17 protein-coding genes are annotated in these 17,310 nt (G+C 45.3%); 8 read left to right on the top strand and 9 right to left on the bottom strand.

The features are described 5' to 3' along the window. Both ACZOTW_RS05835 and ACZOTW_RS05830 read right to left on the bottom strand, forming a co-directional pair. Positions 1–502, bottom strand: a 502-nt coding sequence (locus ACZOTW_RS05835) for a DUF1828 domain-containing protein (RefSeq protein WP_483997730.1), incomplete at its 3' end; no start/stop codon positions are given. Continuing rightward, complete coding sequence (locus ACZOTW_RS05830; protein ID WP_428070686.1) at positions 502–945, bottom strand: DUF6978 family protein; 444 nt, start codon at positions 943–945, stop codon at positions 502–504. The genes ACZOTW_RS05835 and ACZOTW_RS05830, both read right to left, overlap by 1 nt. A 141-nt stretch (positions 946–1,086) precedes the next feature. Here ACZOTW_RS05830 and ACZOTW_RS05825 point away from each other — a divergent pair, with 141 nt between their 5' ends. The 3 genes from ACZOTW_RS05825 to ACZOTW_RS05815 all read left to right on the top strand — a co-directional run bounded on the left by ACZOTW_RS05825 (position 1,087) and on the right by ACZOTW_RS05815 (position 2,111). Beyond that, positions 1,087–1,428, top strand: a complete 342-nt coding sequence (locus ACZOTW_RS05825; RefSeq protein WP_428070684.1) for a DUF2924 domain-containing protein — start codon at positions 1,087–1,089, stop codon at positions 1,426–1,428. Continuing rightward, complete coding sequence (locus ACZOTW_RS05820) at positions 1,413–1,649, top strand: DUF4314 domain-containing protein (protein WP_428070682.1); 237 nt, start codon at positions 1,413–1,415, stop codon at positions 1,647–1,649. Before ACZOTW_RS05825 ends, ACZOTW_RS05820 begins: the two co-directional genes overlap by 16 nt. Positions 1,650–1,892: 243 nt before the next feature. Then, entirely contained in the window at positions 1,893–2,111 is a 219-nt protein-coding gene (locus tag ACZOTW_RS05815; protein WP_428070680.1) for a hypothetical protein, read from the top strand. A 915-nt stretch (positions 2,112–3,026) separates the two neighbouring features. Here ACZOTW_RS05815 and ACZOTW_RS05810 read toward each other — a convergent pair. Next, positions 3,027–3,839, bottom strand: coding sequence for a type IV pilin protein (locus ACZOTW_RS05810; protein ID WP_483997729.1), 813 nt, complete (start codon positions 3,837–3,839; stop codon positions 3,027–3,029). A gap of 236 nt (positions 3,840–4,075) precedes the next feature. Beyond that, positions 4,076–5,869 (bottom strand): ABC transporter ATP-binding protein, encoded by a 1,794-nt coding sequence (locus tag ACZOTW_RS05805; RefSeq protein WP_428045692.1) that lies wholly within the window; start codon positions 5,867–5,869, stop codon positions 4,076–4,078. Positions 5,870–6,042: 173 nt separating this feature from the next. Between ACZOTW_RS05805 and ACZOTW_RS05800 the strand changes: the two genes are divergently transcribed. Next, on the top strand, positions 6,043–6,420 hold the full coding sequence (locus ACZOTW_RS05800; protein ID WP_177745681.1) for a TraR/DksA family transcriptional regulator: 378 nt from the start codon (positions 6,043–6,045) through the stop codon (positions 6,418–6,420). A 63-nt stretch (positions 6,421–6,483) separates the two neighbouring features. Here the strand turns inward: ACZOTW_RS05800 and ACZOTW_RS05795 are convergent, their stop codons facing one another. After that, on the bottom strand, positions 6,484–7,338 hold the full coding sequence (locus ACZOTW_RS05795) for an RDD family protein (RefSeq protein WP_483997728.1): 855 nt from the start codon (positions 7,336–7,338) through the stop codon (positions 6,484–6,486). A gap of 104 nt (positions 7,339–7,442) precedes the next feature. Next, positions 7,443–9,041 carry a solute:sodium symporter family transporter gene (locus tag ACZOTW_RS05790; RefSeq protein WP_483997727.1) on the bottom strand — a complete coding sequence of 533 codons (1,599 nt, stop codon included), beginning with the start codon at positions 9,039–9,041 and terminating at the stop codon, positions 7,443–7,445. A 186-nt stretch (positions 9,042–9,227) separates the two neighbouring features. Here ACZOTW_RS05790 and ACZOTW_RS05785 point away from each other — a divergent pair, with 186 nt between their 5' ends. Beyond that, positions 9,228–9,767, top strand: a complete 540-nt coding sequence (locus tag ACZOTW_RS05785; protein ID WP_177745690.1) for a LemA family protein — start codon at positions 9,228–9,230, stop codon at positions 9,765–9,767. 35 nt (positions 9,768–9,802) lie between these two features. Here the strand turns inward: ACZOTW_RS05785 and ACZOTW_RS05780 are convergent, their stop codons facing one another. Genes ACZOTW_RS05780 through ACZOTW_RS05770 form a run of 3 tightly spaced genes read right to left on the bottom strand, consistent with a single transcriptional unit; the run spans position 9,803 to position 13,402 of the window. Then, positions 9,803–10,792 (bottom strand): M48 family metallopeptidase, encoded by a 990-nt coding sequence (locus ACZOTW_RS05780; RefSeq protein WP_177745693.1) that lies wholly within the window; start codon positions 10,790–10,792, stop codon positions 9,803–9,805. Positions 10,793–10,804: 12 nt separating this feature from the next. Further along, positions 10,805–11,368 (bottom strand): LemA family protein, encoded by a 564-nt coding sequence (locus ACZOTW_RS05775; protein ID WP_177745696.1) that lies wholly within the window; start codon positions 11,366–11,368, stop codon positions 10,805–10,807. Between the two features lie 9 nt (positions 11,369–11,377). After that, complete coding sequence (locus ACZOTW_RS05770; RefSeq protein ID WP_483997726.1) at positions 11,378–13,402, bottom strand: LTA synthase family protein; 2,025 nt, start codon at positions 13,400–13,402, stop codon at positions 11,378–11,380. Positions 13,403–13,561: 159 nt separating this feature from the next. On the opposite strand from ACZOTW_RS05770, the gene ACZOTW_RS05765 reads away from it, so the two are divergent. The 3 genes from ACZOTW_RS05765 to ACZOTW_RS05755 all read left to right on the top strand — a co-directional run bounded on the left by ACZOTW_RS05765 (position 13,562) and on the right by ACZOTW_RS05755 (position 17,288). Beyond that, on the top strand, positions 13,562–14,983 hold the full coding sequence (locus tag ACZOTW_RS05765) for a hypothetical protein (protein WP_483997725.1): 1,422 nt from the start codon (positions 13,562–13,564) through the stop codon (positions 14,981–14,983). 127 nt (positions 14,984–15,110) lie between these two features. Further along, entirely contained in the window at positions 15,111–16,424 is a 1,314-nt protein-coding gene (locus ACZOTW_RS05760; protein WP_483997724.1) for a thymidine phosphorylase, read from the top strand. A 378-nt stretch (positions 16,425–16,802) separates the two neighbouring features. Continuing rightward, positions 16,803–17,288: a pilin gene (locus ACZOTW_RS05755; protein WP_428043154.1), complete on the top strand. Its 486-nt coding sequence runs from the start codon at positions 16,803–16,805 to the stop codon at positions 17,286–17,288. Positions 17,289–17,310 lie beyond the last annotated feature (22 nt).

The raw sequence follows: 17,310 nt of genomic DNA, 5'->3' as shown, positions 1-17,310 counted from the left end.
CGAATTTTCTATCGAATCCAGATTTCCCTTTGAAAATAACATTTTCGGTACTTCGAATATCAGACATGTCCAACCAATTTTTTACATCCTCAAAAAACAAACTGGAAACATGTGCTTTTGCCAAGTAGAATAAATCATTGATTGCTAGTATCGACTGTATTAAGCAATGCTTTTTAATATGCAAAGTGTCAAAATTCGATCTGACAAATAAACAATTTTTATCATCTTTCTTTATTGCGAATCCGTTTAAGGTTAGATCTATAAGTTTACGTCTCTTGGGAGAGTCCAAAACACATCCAGAGCTGATTAAATCATTAATTGTATATCCATCATCAGACAAAATATATTCATCCCCTTCTTTTTTAAGATAGATCTGAATATAATCATTGTGGCGATCTAAAAATGGAGTAGTAATTTCGGTCCATTCCCCAAAATCTTTTAAAAAGGTTTTGTCTTGCAACCAGGAGTAGTACTTTTCTATTAATTTTTTTGCTGAATCCATTAAAACAATCCTCCATTTATCTGAGGAGTATTTTTTATATTGCAGTATTTCATGAAATCTATTAAAGTTTGAGCTATATCTGCTAGATTCGTAAATGTGTTTGGGACGGCAACCGCATATTTATCGGCATAATCTGCACTATAAATGTGTAGGTGTGTGTTTCCTACTTCCGTTCCATCTGGATTTTGATGAGGCGCTGCATCTATATCTAAACGGACTAGTGGAACAACTTTTCGTGCTCTCATTTGATGCGTAACTTTGCTTAATTTAATAGTTCCTCTGAAACAGTCTAATACGAATTCCTCTCGTTTATTAAGAGAAAAGCAACCTAATGTGAGTTTCTCTCCAGCAATGGGCAACGTAATATTAGTCGTGTCGGTCAAAAATTTATCCATACCGATTAACTTGTCAGCTTCTTGTTGGGTTAAATTTATCTCAGCCATATTTTTATTGTATCAAATCCATATTGAATTTAGAAAAAATTCCTTTATCTTATATCACTTGACTTCTCCCTCCTATAAGAGTGTATATGTAGTACGGGACGAAATCCCCGAATAGAAATGCAAACTTATAGGAGAACGAAAATGCCAAAGAAAAAGCCTGCTTGTAGTAAAAGCTCAAAGACTAAAACGCAATCCATCACCTGTGCCGCAAGAGTAACGCCCATTAAGGCCACTCTAGAAAGCGTAATTGCTAACCCCACGATACTTAAAAAACCCAAGGACCCTAGGCTTCCAGCCGTAGGCACTAATTTTGTCAAGCGTTTTAAGGGCAAGGACCTGATGATAGAAGTAAAAGAAGATGGTTTGTATTGGGAAGGGAAGTGTTATAAATCCCTTTCCGGTTTAGCTATGGCCATTACGGAGTACCCAATTAGCGGTTATGTATTTTTCCACAAGGAGTTATTGGAATGGCAGAAAAAATAGAGAAAGATGCAATTCGGGCAACCGTTGGAATGCTCCGGATTAATTACCCCAAAGGTACTAGGGTGGAGTTGATAAAAATGGATGATGTACAAGCTCCGCCCATAGGGACACAAGGCACTGTAACCGGAGTGGACGATATTGGGACCATTATGGTGGACTGGGATAATGGAAGCAAATTGGGATTGGTGCTAGGAGAGGATAGATGCCGGAAGATAAAATAAACGGATTAAAATGCGTTAGTTGGACATATCCCGTACACGCAGAAGATAAGATTGGGAATAGCCTAGACCTCAGACATATAGGCCGTTTTGATACTCCCACTAAGGCAAGCACCTACATACGGGAAACTGGTGGTCATTGGGAGTTCTTTAGCAACTTTGAAACCTGCGAGCCAAATACCACAGCACGAGAACAATTATTAAATGTGTTTGGTAATAAAAAAAATAAACGGAGAACAGCGTAATATGACCGAAAAAGAGAAATTAGAAGTAATCAAACATTCCTATGAAGTATTGCAGGGGTTGGTAAAGGACCTAAACGAAAGAGTAAAGGACGCCAAGGACGGTATTGCCACATCGGACCAAAACCTGATAATGGGGAGCTTGTATGGATTGGATTGCACCGCAGAGCGCATAAAAAATGTTTACGCGGTAATGACCTATCTACATACCAACCGAGGTTAAATATGCCCAAGACACGCCGAAAATGCCCAAACTGTGGCCGATACATGGTAGGTTACCCTGCTATAAGCCGGAAGGATAACAAGACGGAAATCTGTAGCACATGTGGATTACTGGAAGCACTAGATGCCTATATAAATAGGGGCTAGAAATTAATCTAATCCCTTTTACTATTGCCTACAGCAAGCGAATGTACTAGCAAACCTCACAAGGAGTCTTGGCATTTTTCTAGTCCACATTGGCTTTAATTCTTCCAAAGCAAAATTGAAAGATTTTACCTCTTATTCAAGGCATTTAAATTACAACAATTATAAATCCCTGAAAACAGAGTTGGAATTAAGAATTTTTGGCTAAATTTTCTATTAATTCCCTGTTTTGTTTTTAGGGAATTTATACAAGTTGTATAGGGGAAACAGGGCAAAAAATGGCTCAAAAAACCCTAAAAATTAACATTTTCCCTGTATTTTCCCTGCATATCAGGGAATTTGGCACAAAAAACTAACAGCATATTGCTGAGCAAACTACACACTCCGTAGAAATTTAACACCCCGCACTTACGCGGGGTTTTTAAATTTATAGAGAGTTGGAGCAACACCAACTGCTTGGTGTTGCGTCGGGATTTTAAGCCCACAGCGTTGTGTGAGTTTGAGGCCACAGGCCGAAAGGCGAACACCGCGAGGGCGGGCCCGGGCAAAATTTCCGTCAGGAAATTTATGCAGGGCAAATTCCTCCCTCCGTTTTCCTATACAACATTAACCCCCCGCTACTCTTGGCGGGGGTTTTTAAATTTATAGAGAGTTGGAGCAACATCAACTGCTTGGTATTGCGTCGGGATTTTAAGCCCACAGCGTTGTGTGAGTTTGAGGCCACAGGCCGAAAGGCGAACACCGCGAGGGCGGGCCTGCTTTAAACTAAATATTAGTGCAAGTCCCAAGTGCTTTTACTAGTAAACGCACCGTCCGCATACCGCTGGGAGGTTTCCGTACCTAAGGCGTTGCACAACCTGCGCCACCGGGCTGGCTGGGAATTTACCTTTTCGTATCCAATAATACAGGCCCTTTTGGCATCCACACATACCTTGCTATAAGAACTGGAATGGTTATGCGTACGAAAATATGTAGCGTCATACGGCATCCACGGGGCTATAAAAGAATAGCATTGGTTAGTACATATATACGGATAGCCCCAAGAGTCTCCCGTCGCCCAACAATCTCCGCCCCAACTCTCAGGCTTTTTATACGCATAGTTTTTTGGTATCTCTATGTCCAACTGGTCAAAGGTGCTTGCGTACTGGCCGTTTGCCAAATAATAGGCCTCTTGGGCGGATTCCACCGCATCTAACAGCGGCATATTGGACGCAAATTTAGACTTATCCACCGCCAACTGATACTGTGGCACCGCCACCGCCGCCAAAATACCGATAATAAGGACGACAACTAATAGTTCAATAAGGGTAAAGCCACGGCTAACGACCCAAGATGTAGATCCTGAAACAAGTTCAGGATGACCTCCTTTTTTTATAAAGTCATCATCCCCGAGGAATTTAGTCGGGGATGACAAAATAGGTTTTACCGTGCGGCCACCCCGAACAAACGTCATTCCGTAAGGTTTGGCGGCCCGCAGGGTTACGGAATCTCGCCGTTTCGCAACAACAGATTCCCGACTAAAACCCCCGGGACGGACACCACTAGCACAAGTAGCCGCACGGCTAACATCAATAAACCCTTTCATTTTTTCTCCTTGTTAAGACCTTTATATTTGAGCAAAACGGCCTTTTATACGCATTTTTATACGGCAAATACATCCGGGTATATTCAGCCCTTATTGTCAAAATTTTAACAAAAAAAAAAATAAAACAACCCTTTTAACATAAACAACGAAAAAGCAAAATTTCTGTCAGCCAAAAGTGCATAAAAAAGCCCCGGGTGGTAAAAACCAAAACCGGGGCTAGTATCAAACGGCTCAACTTATTTGTGATGTTCCTTCTTTTTGAACTGCGCGTTGTAAAGGGATGCGTACGCACCGTTTGGCACTTTTAGCAGGGTTTCGTGTGTGCCCTCCTCCACAATGTGCCCTTCATTAATCACTACGATTTTATCCGCATTTACCACGGTAGATAAACGGTGCGCAATCACAAAAACCGTACGGTTTTTCATCAAGTTATCAAGCGCCTTTTGCACCACAGCTTCCGACTTATTATCCAAAGCGCTGGTGGCTTCGTCCAAAATGACGATAGGCGCACGGCGGATAAAAGCGCGCGCAATGGCTACACGTTGGCGCTGTCCGCCGGAAAGGGTCAAACCGCGCTCTCCCAATACCGTATCTAAACCGTCTTTAAGCGTATGGATAAAATCGTCCAAATGGGCATTTTTAACGGCCTCTTTTAAATCCTCTTCCGTAGCGCCGGGACGGCCGATTAAAATATTATCACGAATCGTACCTGTAAACAGGAAATTATCCTGGAATACCACCGAAATATGGTTGCGCAAAGATTTTAGCGTAAAATTTTGGATATTCACGCCGTCAATCGTAATGGCGCCTTTGGTTACATTATAAAAACGCGGGAGCAGGCTGACAACGGTAGATTTCCCTCCGCCGGAGTTCCCCACCAAAGCCACCGTAGAACCCGCAGGAACGGTTAAATTAATGTCCTTCAACACCTCTACTCCGGGTTTGTAAGAGAAATAAACATCCTTAAAGCAAATTTCTTTTTTGAGTCCGTCCATTTCCGCCGAATTGGGTTTGTCATAGATGTCCGTTTTGAGCGCAAATATTTCAAAAATACGGTCAATAGCCAAAAAGGCCTTTTTGATATCCACATAGTTATCGCCCATCGTTTTAACCGGGGTGTAGAGCATTAAAAGCGCCGTAACAAACGACGTAAAATTACCGCTGGTAATAGTCCCCTTTACAATCATAGAACTGCTCTGCCAGAACACCAGGGCAAGCCCCAAGGACACGATAAAGTGCATCACCGGGGACAGCCAACCCGTATGTTTAACCATACCCATATTCAGGCTAAACACCTCATCCATTAAGTGATTAAAGCGGCTTTCCTGGTCCTCTTGCAGGTTGTAGGCGGCAATGGTGCGGTTGCCGTTAAAAGTTTCGTTATACGCACGCATCGCAATAGAGGAAATTACAACCGTATTGCGCACCAGTTCTTCTAATTTTTTGCGAACCACATAAATAAGCGCACCCGCCGCGGCAAACGCGCCAATGGCAATAAACGTCAACTGCCAAGAGTTGTAGAGCAACACAAACACCAAGGTAATGGACGAAAATACGCGCGTAACCACCATACGCAGGTTATTGATAAGTCCGTTGCAGGCGGTATCAGCATCGCCGTTGTAGCGCAGCATAATATAGCCGGAGTCAGTCGTGTCAAAATACCCGCTGTGCATACTTAACAATTTATGGAAGAGTTTTTTACGCACGTCCAAGGTAATTTTATTGCCCACCCAAGTATTGAGATATTTAACCAGGTACGTTAAAATACTTTGCACCAGCACAAAACCGATAATCAAAAGAGGAATCCAAGCGGCAAAAATAGCGTTTTTGGCAACCAGCACATCATCGGTGTAATACTTCATAAACAAAGCGACCGTAGCGTCTAACGCACCGACGGGCAGCGCAAGCAAAAGCCCCAAAACCGCACGGAAAAGATAGGGTTTTACAAAGGGCCACATTTTTCTGTAATTATCTACAAACGGGTTGGAAACGATAAGTTCCCCCAAAGGACGGGTTAAAAAATTTTTCATAGAAATCTCCGGTATAAAACAACTTATTTTATTATAACAATTCCCCGGCTCGTTTGTCCGCAGAAGCGGCTGGGGTTGCAAAAGTATTTTTACTTTGCTAAACTAATCAAACAGTTATCCAAACGGGGCCAACCTGTTAGGACGTAAATTTTTGTATAGAAAGGAATAGTTGTATGGTTACTAAGAAAGCAAACAAAGAGGCTCTCACCGCCGCAGAATTAAAGGAAATTAAAAAACATTTAGAGGAACTGAAAGAGGACGCCACCGCACGCCTGAAAGATAAAAAGAATATGGATATGCCGGAAGCCGAAGTGGGCGACCCGATTGACGATGCTTCCAAAAGTTTAGATAAAGAAATTTTGTTTGAACTCTCCGGCAATGCCCACAACACTATCGGGCAGATTGAAGCCGCTTTGCGCAAAATTGACAAAGGAATTTACGGCTTTTGCGAATATTGCCGCCAGCCTATTCCCAAAAAACGCATTAAAGCAATGCCTTTTGCACGCTACTGCGTAAACTGCCAACACTCCACGGAAAAAAGCCACGAATAACGCTTTTTGACACAAAGAAAGGGAGCCTTTGAACAGGCTCCCTTTTTTAATCTAAATTCCACGCTATTTACTGGAAAAATAAACAGGCGTTTTCTTGGTATCCTTGGCATATGCCATAATTTTATAGGAATCCTTTTGCACCCCAATTCTAAACCCTTTGGGGGAAAGCGCCTTTTGCGTATCACGCTGGAATTGCACCGGGTCGCCGGACAACAAGGATAAGCGCAACAAATCGTTGGTATAGTAGCCGTAACGTGCATAATGGGCTTCTTCCAGCAGCGCCACATTTTGCAACTGGGTCTTGGCTCTGTTTACATAATACTGCTGAACAACAGACCCGCCGCCGAAGCATTGTTGGTACATTACCCACGCAAACCCCGCCAACAAAAGTGAGCCCAATAAACGTACCATTAAATTTTCCCACCAGGCTTTTTTGCGGATTTGCACGACCACACTTCCACCTAAAAAATCGTGCAACGCACGGTGTCTGTCGTCAAAAAAGGCAAACAGAAAACCGCACATCAAAAGCGCACCGCTAATGTAATAGCCAACCGCACGCATAAATGCGCGTGGAAACGATACGGGGCCGCTTAAATCTTGTTTAACTACCGCAATGCCCACCAAAGATTTACCGAGGGTTACGCGGTCTCCGGACGAAAAAATGGCTTCATACAACACAAATAAAGCATTAATTCCCAAAAGAACCGCCGCAATCTGCCACATTTCGGCATATGGGCCTAAAATCTTTAAAATGGCAAGGCCGACAAACTGGCCGGGAATAAAAATTACGCCATAATCAATCAGTAAGGCAACAAACCGTTCCGTTACCGAGGCATACACCACCTTGGGGGTTTCATCCGCCTGCGGCTGAACGGAAACAGGCTGAGGGTCCATAATATTAATGCGGGTTTCTGTCATAAAATTCTCCTTTCGTCTAGTTTATTATAACAAGTTTTCCCCCGCCCGAACAAAAAAAGAGAGCGGAACTTTCGCCCCGCCCCCTTTTTTTATAAAACGCTTGTTTAAGCGGCAATACCCAATTTGGAAAATAAGATATACACACCAAACACGCACAGCACAATCGCCACGCTGACGGTTACGCCCAAGTTCCACGGTGTATTATCCACAATATTCAGGTCCTTGCCGTCATCATAGCGGTTTTTGGCCGGCCACAGTTTGCCCGTCAGGTACATAAAGGCTATGGACACAGCAAACAAAATAGCCAAAATATGCAGGAAGTGCAGGTCCGTCTTAATCACGCCCAACTGCGTAAGGCCGTAGCCCACCATAAAAAATACAAGGGTAACTTTGGCCGACCACGCAGGCGCGGTTTTATTAAGCATACCGAAAATTATCAGCGTAAAAATCGGCACATTGTAAAACCCGTTCACCATCTGCAAGTAGTTAAACAGGCCCGAAGGTGCCTTGGCAATCAACGGCGCTACAATCATAGAAAATACTGCCAGCAAAATGCCCACATATTTGCCCTTATTTACCAATTCTTCATCCGTAGCAGACGGTTTGATAAGCGGCTTATACACATTAAGCATAAACAAAGTGGAGGTAGAGTTCAAGGCCGCGTTAAACGAACTTAAAATCGCCCCGAACAGCACCGCCGCAAAGAAGCCGATTAAGTAGAAGGGCAGCACTTTATTTACCAGCATCGGGTAAGCCATATCCCCCACTTCCAAAGGAGTGCTTTGGAAAATGTGGAACGCCACAATGCCCGGAATAATCAAGTAGATAGGCCCAATCAATTTAAAAATGGCGCAAAGCAAAAGCCCCTTTTGCCCTTCTTTTAAATTCTTGGCCGCTAAGGCGCGCTGGATAATCGTTTGGTTGCAACCCCAATAGAACAGGTTTACCAAAAACATTCCCGTAAACATTGTAGCAAAAGGAACCGGGTCGGTGGCGGAGCCAATAGCGTTAAATTTTTCCGGGTGGGCTTTTACCACCTCACTAAGGCCCGCCAAAATATTACCGTCGCCCACATAGGCAAGGGCAAACAGCGGCACCATCATCCCGCCGATAATCAGCCCAATACCGTTAAGCGTATCGGCAATCGCCATAATGCGAAGTCCGCCGAAAATGGTATATAAGCACCCCAGCACACCAATCGCCACCACTACTACAATGATAGCCATCATTGGCGATAAGTGGAACGTGCCCATAATGTCAAAGATACCGCCCATACCAATCGCGCCGGAATACAGTACCGTCGGCAACAGGATAAGCACATACCCCGCCAAGAACAAAAAGTTTACAAACTGCTTGGTGGCGCCGTCGTAGCGGTCGCCCACGAAGTCCGGAATAGTGGCATAACCCTTTTTTAAATAACGCGGCAGAAAGAAAAACGCCACGATAATAAGCGCCAAAGATGCCCCGATTTCGTACCCCATACCGGACATATTAAACATATATCCCTGGCCGTTTAAGCCCACCATTTGTTCGGTAGATAGGTTCGTAAGCAAGAGTGAGGCGGCAATCACCCACCCGGTAAGTCCTCTTCCGGCCAGAAAATAGCCTTCCGAGGAAGAAACATCTTTCTTGCGTGTTAGGTAATACGACAAGCCCAGCACAAGCGCCGTAAAACCTGCAAACGACGACAGCGTAAGCAACATATTTCCTCCGTAGATAATCCGTAAAAGTTCCGGCGTGAGCCGGCCCGACAAGAAACACCAAACTGACCGATTTTCCCGCCCGGTCCTTGATTTCTGGCGGGTTAACCGTTATACTTTGTAGTATATCAGGACCGATACTTTAATTGTAATTATAAACCGGCAGTTCGTCAATGGGAGGTTTTATATATGTTGATTTGGTTTTTATTCGGAGCAATGTGTATGGGAGTAGTGTTGTTTGGCTTGGCATATTTGAAATTTGTGTCGCTTAACAAGGCCGCCCAAAATGCTTGGCAAAAATTGGACAATAATATGAAGAACCGCGCAGAGTTAATCCCTGTGCTGGCGCTATCCGCCGCCTCGTTTAGCGAATTGGACCGCGAGTTTATTTATGAACTTTCCCACATGAAGGAAGCCTGCCGCACCGCGCAAACCCTGCAAGAGCGCGTAGCCAAAGAAAACGAAATCACGCAAAAATTTAAAAAGGTTTTTACAGCCGCTATGAAACACCCCGAATTGAAAACCGACGAGCATTTTTTAAAATTGCAAAAAAGCATTATTTATGCCGAAGGGAAAGTGCAAAGCGCCAAGAAAAAATACAACAGCGCAGCACGCGATTTTAATACAATAGCCGCAATTATACCGCTCAATTTCGTTGCCAAAATGTTTGAATTTGAACCTTACGAATATTTTGACTTTGACCCCAGTTTGGAAAAAGTAATGGAATAGAAAAGGCCCCTTTTAGGGGCCTTTTTCGGGATAAATTAAATGCCGCGGTCCATTTCCAAAAGCACCTGAATACGCTTTTCAATGGGCGGGTGTGTAGCCATCAGGCCCGACAGCGAGCCAAACAGCCCCATTCCCAAAGGTCCTACGGGGCTTTCAATGCACATAGCCGCCATAGAGGAGTGTTCTTGGATGTCCTCTACATACGGGCAAGCGGATATTTTTTTAAGCGCACTTGCCAAAGCACGCGGGTTACGCGTAGTTAAGGCCGCCGTAGCATCCGCCTGGTATTCGCGCGCGCGGGAAACAGCCAAACGCAGCAGCGGCGCAATAATATAGCCGTAAATCAGGCAAATAACGCCCAACACAAAAAACAGCAAATTCGCCTTTCCGCTCTCCCGGCTGCGCCCGCGGCTTAACCCCATCCTAAAACAAATTTCGCCCGCCAGCGTAAAGAACGAAATGCCCGCCACGGTAATTAACATCAGGCGGATATCGCGGTTTTCTATATGGGCCAGTTCGTGCGCAATAACGCCCTCCAATTCCGCGCGGTCCAGTTTTTTTACAATGCCCTTGGTAAGTGCCAAAGAGGCGTGCTCCGGATCCCGCCCCGTGGCAAAGGCGTTGAGCGCGTTGTCATTTAAAATATAGATTTTAGGAGGTGGCAGGCCGCGCGTAATGCACAGGTTTTCCACCAAACGGTAGATTTCAGGCTGGTCGTACGCCGTTACCGGGATAGCATTTACGCTATTTAAAATAATGTGGTCGCCCGTAAAGTAAGAAATGGCCATCCACACCATTGCAAGCCCCCAGCAAATGGGCAAAACAAACATCATCAGTTTGTTAAGTTCTGCCATTTGGTCGGTGGCTTGAAATTCGCTTACCGTGGCGTACGGGTCGCCCCCTATCACAAAAAAGATAAGCGCAAACACGCCCCACGTTAAGAGCGCAAACAAGATAGGAAACAACAAAACAAGCAGCACGGTGCGCCGCTTGTTTTGTTTTATAAAGTCGTAGGTGGTAGCCATTTACGGCTCCCGTTAGAACTGCACTTTTACAGGTTGGCGGGCAGCGTTTTCACCTTCCGCCAATTCAAAAAATTCCCGTTTTTCAAAGTGGAACATAGAAGCCACAATGTTACTGGGGAACATTTCAATTTTGGTATTAAGAGCCAGCACATTACCATTGTAAAAGCGGCGGGCGGCCTGAATTTTGTCCTCGGTATCGCGCAGTTCGCGTTGCAACTCCATAAAGTTGGCATTGGCCTTTAAATCCGGGTAATTTTCGGACAGGGCAAAAATAGATTTTAATGCCCCGGTAAGCATATTTTCGCTTTGGGAAATTTCCTTCATATTCCCCTGCGCCGACATAGCCATATTGCGCGCCTGAATAACTTTTTCCAAGGTGGCGCTTTCGTGCTGGGCATATCCCTTTACGGTTTCCACCAAATTAGGGATTAAATCATAGCGTCGTTTCATTTGCACTTCAATATCACTCCACGCCTCGGTAGCGCGGTTCTTTAAAAGCACAAACCCGTTATATATGCTGACGGCATAAATCACAAATACCGCCGCCAAAATAACAATAATCCAAAGTCCGTTCATCGTTTCTCCTTAATCATCACGTTCATCACGTTTTTGGTTGTGATAGAACTGGTAGCGGGACGTTTCATACAGTCCCTTGGCAAGCGCCTTCATATGCTCAAAACGCTGCGGCTCTTTTTTAGAGATATCCTCATTATAATTATCTGCGGCATACTTGTAAAGGCCTTCCTTTTCGCCTTGACTGTGGTAGTAATAATCCCCCTGCACAAAGCCGATGGTAGCGGGCGAAACAGCCCAACCGTAGATAAGCGCACCCGGTTCGGGAGCGGGGTCCGTCAGCACGTCCCGGCCGATAGCCCGCGTAAAGTACGGACGGCCTAAAATACCCATTACCGTAGGCAAAATATCCACTTGGCTGGCAGTTTTGTTAATTACCTGCGGTTTTTTAATCGGCCCGCCGGCAATAATCAGCGGAATTTGGTGGTTAATCAGGTTTAAGTCCACATAACCGCGCGGCATATTTTCGGACTGGGGAGCCGCCAAACCGTGGTCGCCGAAAATCAGGAAAATCGTATTTTTATAATAATCCGATTTTTCCGCCAATTTAAAGAACTCGCGCAAAGCGTGGTCGGAAAAGCGCAGGGAATTGTATTCGGCCACGCTCACAAAACTGCGTTTATGGGCCAAATCTTCGCCGATATCTTTCAGTTCAAAACCCGCATTATCCGCCGGGATAGTATAAGGGCGGTGATAGCCGGAAGTTTGGATAAACGCAAAGAACGGCTTGCCGTTGTTTTCTTTCTGCTCTTTGTTCAAAACGCGGTTGGCTTCGCGGAAAAGGTCCAGATCCGAAATACCCCACACGTCGTTGCGGTGTTCGTGTTCAAAATTGCCTTCTTCGTACATATGCACACCGCCCAGATTATGTTCCAAAATACCGCGTATATTACCCCAACTGGCACTGCCGCCGATGAAATAATATTTTTCGTAGTCGCGCAAGGCATTTACCACGACGTGTTGGTCCACAATCAAGGGATTGCGGGAACTGGTTTTAAAAGACGTTACGTCCGGAATACTCGTAACTGTGGCGAATACAGCGCGTGCCGTAGCGGATGTGGGCGAATAAAAATGCGTAAACAAAATGGACTTATCCGCCAAACTTTTAATAAACGGCGTGGGGTCAATATCCGGATTGGTCATAGAAATTTTATTCCAAGCCAACGATTCCATAAAGATAACCACCACATTGTAATCGTGCTGCTCCGCTTTGGGTTTTGCCGCCACGGTACGTTCAAAATTAAGCGTTTCTTTATCGGGGTGTTGTACGCCCAAATAAGAGGCTACGGTATCGTAATATTGCTGCGTTTTGGCTTTATCAAAACTATCCGCCTTTACAAAGCGGGCCGTATCAAAAATATTAAGTACCGGGTTTAATGTTAAGTTGCAAATAAAATTGTTGGTAGAGTGATACGCATTACTCCAACGGAGCGGATATTGGCTCAACTGGCCAAACATCAGCCCGCCCGTAACCAACAAACCGGCAAAAAACCAACCCAGATTACCTTTCCAACGGTAACTATCCGTTTGGGAAAATGCTTTTTTTTGCAAGCGGTTTACAAACCAAAAACCCAACACGGCCCAGACCAACAGCCCGATAACAGCCCACACCAAGGGATATGTTTCCCAAGCCATTTGCAGGGAAATGAGGGCATTTTCGGAATATTTAAAAATGGAATAGTTAATACGCATTGCAATATAAGCATAGTGTGCAAAATCGGCAAAGTAAATAAGCAGTACCGCGGCTTCCAGCAACGCATACACAGCGGAAATACCCTTGCGGATAACACGCGCCCCGTGCCAAAAAGCACAAACGGTAAAATATAAGCCCAAGGGGATTGCCAACGCACAAGCGAGGCGGGCATCAAATTTCGCACCGATATAAAAAGTCTCCCACAATTCGTGGTAAGACTGCGGTACAAGTGCCGCGTGAAACACAAATAAAAAGATTCCGCGGAAAAGGGTAAACACCACCCAGTTAGCCAAGATGAACCAAGCGTAAGACTTAATCCACCCCGGTACGGCGAGTTTCTTCATAATTCCTCCAAAATAGACTGCTTATATATATGATATCAAATCTGCTTCGCGCGCGGAGGGCCCAGAAACAAGGGGCCAAAGGACCCGCCTACAAAATAGGTCTTTGGACTCTTGTTCCCCCAGCCGATATTTTTTATTCTTATTACATAGGAGAATAGAATGAACTTACGTTTTTTTATTTTGTTACTTACCGTCTGTATTATGGGAGTTACTCCCCTGCAAGCCCAAAAGGCTGTTTTAAAATCTTTTACCGCCGCTAAATTCGTCCAACCGGCCAAGATTTTATCGGAATCAGAATTTCATTTATTATCCTCCAACCTCTATGCCATAGACCAAACGCGCAAGGCCTTAATCAAAAATCCGGGTTGGGCGTTTACGCCGGAATTTAACGCATCGCGCAACCATTTAAAAAACTTAGGGCTCCCTTTGCCGCAAGTTCCCGCCGCTCTCGCCACTACCGCAGAGCGGACCCGCTTTTTACAACAAACAGTACAAACCTTAGAGCAAGAACGGAAAGCCCTCGGCCAACTTTTGGACCAAAAAACATCTTCCCCCACCCCGGCAAGCCGTATAAAATGGGACCGGCGAACGGCCGCTTTGGCACGGGCGAAAAATGCCTCGGACCAATACGATATTTTGAATAGCGAAACGCCGGAACTGCATTGGGGCACCCCGGGATTAGATGAGGTATGGGTAATCCCAATGCCGGAACCGGACCACGCCGGACTGACGGAAGCCGCCTTAAACGGACGAGATGTAATTGAGCGCATTGTGGATACCAAGGCCAACACACTCCCCCAACTCTTAGATGCCATTTTGTACGACCCGGATATTTTACCCGCCACCAAGACGGAAATGATGATGACGGTTGCCAACGCTTCGCAGGGGCTGTCGTTTTACTTCGTCCAAGAATATATGGGCACTTTCCGGGAAATTCCGCAACTTCTTTTAGATCCCGAGGGAACCCCCTTCCAAACCGACAATGCCGCGTTGGATTACGCAGAGCGCGTACAAATTGCCCTCGTCAAAAAGTTGCAGCAAAAGGGCTTTTGGACGGGAGAGGATTTTGAACACTTTTCGGAAGTATCGGCCTTTTTCCCCACAGACCGCGCCAACCTCATTTTAGGAGCCGTAACGTACTTGGAACCGACTGCTGCGTTGTATTTGTTAGAGCACCCGCAAGATTTGGCCGGAGTAAAGAAAATAGCCCAAACCGTCCAAGCCACCCGCGCCGAAAAAGATGCTTTATGGCCCAACGGAACAATGACGTACAAAATACCTTTTTCCCTTATTGCGGAACAATTAAAGAAAAACCGTTTAACGGTATTGGAAACCCAGTACGAACGGCTGGAAAAGTTGCTTGGCAAACTGATGGCACGCGAGGACTTTTTGGACGTGCGGGCACCATACTTATTAAAACAAGCCGAAAAAAAGGTCTCTCCTGCCGACACGGAACACCAACTTTGGCAAGCCGCCACGCAGGCTTCCTTTGCCGCGCAACTGGAACGCTTAAACCGCATTAAAACCCAAGTTTTGGACCGATTATGCGAGTTGGAAGCGGAAATAGAATTACTCAAATAATGCTTTCCCGGCAAGAGTTTTCTGTGCCGGGATTTTTTTATCTATACAAAAAAACCTTTTCTTTAAATAAATAAAATGCTATGCTGAAATTCCAGACGCTAGCATTTAAATACAAGGAGGCAGCACCATGAGAATGATTGATGTAATTATCAAAAAACGCGGAGGCAAACCCCTAACCCAAGAGGAATTTAACTTTGTTGCACAAGGCGCGGCAAAAGGCACCGTGCCCGATTACCAACTTTCCGCCTTTTTAATGGCCTGCTTTTTAAATCCCCTTTCAGACAAAGAAACCGCTCTTTTCACCAAGGCGATGGCCCACTCAGGCGGACGGCTTGATTTTTCTTCCACCAAACTTCCCAAAGTAGATAAACATTCCACCGGCGGCGTGGGCGACGGTATTTCTATGGCATTGGCCCCGCTGGTGGCCTGCGGCGGAGTAGCCGTACCGATGATGTCCGGCCGCGGATTAGGCCATACGGGCGGGACCTTGGACAAATTGGAATCTATGAAGAATTTTGAAGTGCGCGTACCCGTCAAACTGATTTACCGCCAAATTCAAAAATTAAATGTTTGTATGTTCGGGCAGACCAAAGACCTGGCCCCGGCCGATAAAAAACTCTATTCCCTGCGTGATGCCACCGGCACCGTGGAAAGCCGCCCGCTCATCGTGGCCAGTATCCTTTCTAAAAAATATGCCGAAGGGGTGGACAGCCTGTTAATGGACGTAAAATACGGCTCCGGCGCATTTATGCAAAAACTGGAAGACAGCCGCAAACTGGCCCGCGCGCTCGTCAGCACCGCCAAACTCCTTGGCCTGAAATGCCGCGCGCTTATTACCTATATGGACCAGCCGCTCGGCCGCGCTATCGGCAACGCTAACGAAATGCGCCAGGCAATTCAAATTTTAAAAGGCGACAAGACCCTCGCGCCCGACTTTTACGAACTTTTAATTGAAGAAGCCGCCAATATGCTGGTTATCAGCGGTAAAGTAAAAGATATCAAAAAGGCCCGCGCGCTGATGGAAGAAAAGATTGAAAACGGCGAAGCCGCCGCCAAACTGCGCGAAATGGTGAAGTGGCAAGGCGGAGACCCCAAATCCGTGGACGACCCGGAAGGCTACTTTAAAGATGCCAAACTCAAATTGGAAATCAAGGCCGAAGCCTCCGGATATGTCCAACACATTGACGCAAAAACCGCCGGTATGGCCGGAGTATTGCTTGGCGCCGGAAGAAACACAATGGAAGACGTGATTGACTACGGTGCGGGCATTTGGCTCTCCAAAAAGGCGGGTGATGCCGTCAAAAAAGGCGACGTAATTGCCACGCTGTATGCGTCCGATAAAAAACGGTTAGAGGACGGCGCGGCCCTCTTCAAACAAGCACTTAAAACAGGTAAAAAGAACCCTGCCGCCTACAAAATCATCAAAGAAGTGATTAAATAAATTAAGAACAAATGGCAACCCCGGGCCTTTTATAAAGCCCGGGGTTTTTAATAACAGAGGACAAAAAACTCCAAAGTTGTTATAATAAATTTGTTGCAAAACGGGCGCAAAAGTCCGATACAATTTAATCTGTTTTTGGAACCGTATGCAGAATACGGTGCGCTGCTTATAAGCGGCACATTCAGCCTCCAAAAGCAGTCGTTTTAGGCACAACATCTCAGAACTGATCCTTCGGGGGTGCTGTGCCGAGTGCTTTCTGCCATATATTTATATGGCAGAAAGCCACGGCTGTTATTATTTGGGTTAGGCTGAATGGCTCAATAATAACGGCCGTTTTTTATGGGCGGTTTTCTCCAAAGGCAGAACCAGGAGAAAACTATGAAAAAAGGCTTTACCTTAATTGAATTGTTGGTTGTTGTACTGATTATCGGCATTTTATCGGCGGTAGCCCTGCCACAATATCAAAAGGCCGTTACTAAGGCCAAATTTACCGAGGCAATAACAAATTTAAAGACGATTGCCGAAGCCGACAAGGTTTGTCAGTTAGGAGGAGGAACCGATAAGTGGGGTCAATGCAGTATTACAGATTTGGATATTACAATTCCAGGAACGGAAACTGATAAATATTGTGGGGATCCTTCTATAGAAACAAAAGATTTTGTCTATTGGGCTTCTTCGGATTGCTGTGGATATGCACACGCTACCGTTTTATATAAAAAAGAAGATGTGTGTTTATGTTATGACCATAATGATGAAGGAAACGAAGAAATCACTGTTTATAGCGATGGCGTGATTTCTACCCCACCTTCTTATGATTATGCCAAATTATTAAATTTGCCAGAAGGTTCTTGTTGCTGTGGTTAATAGCACAAGGAAAAATACTCTA

The sequence above is a fragment of the Candidatus Avelusimicrobium sp. genome (assembly GCF_056976295.1).
The sequence above is the reverse complement of the archived record's forward strand: the minus strand, read 5'-3'. Positions and strand labels throughout refer to the sequence as shown.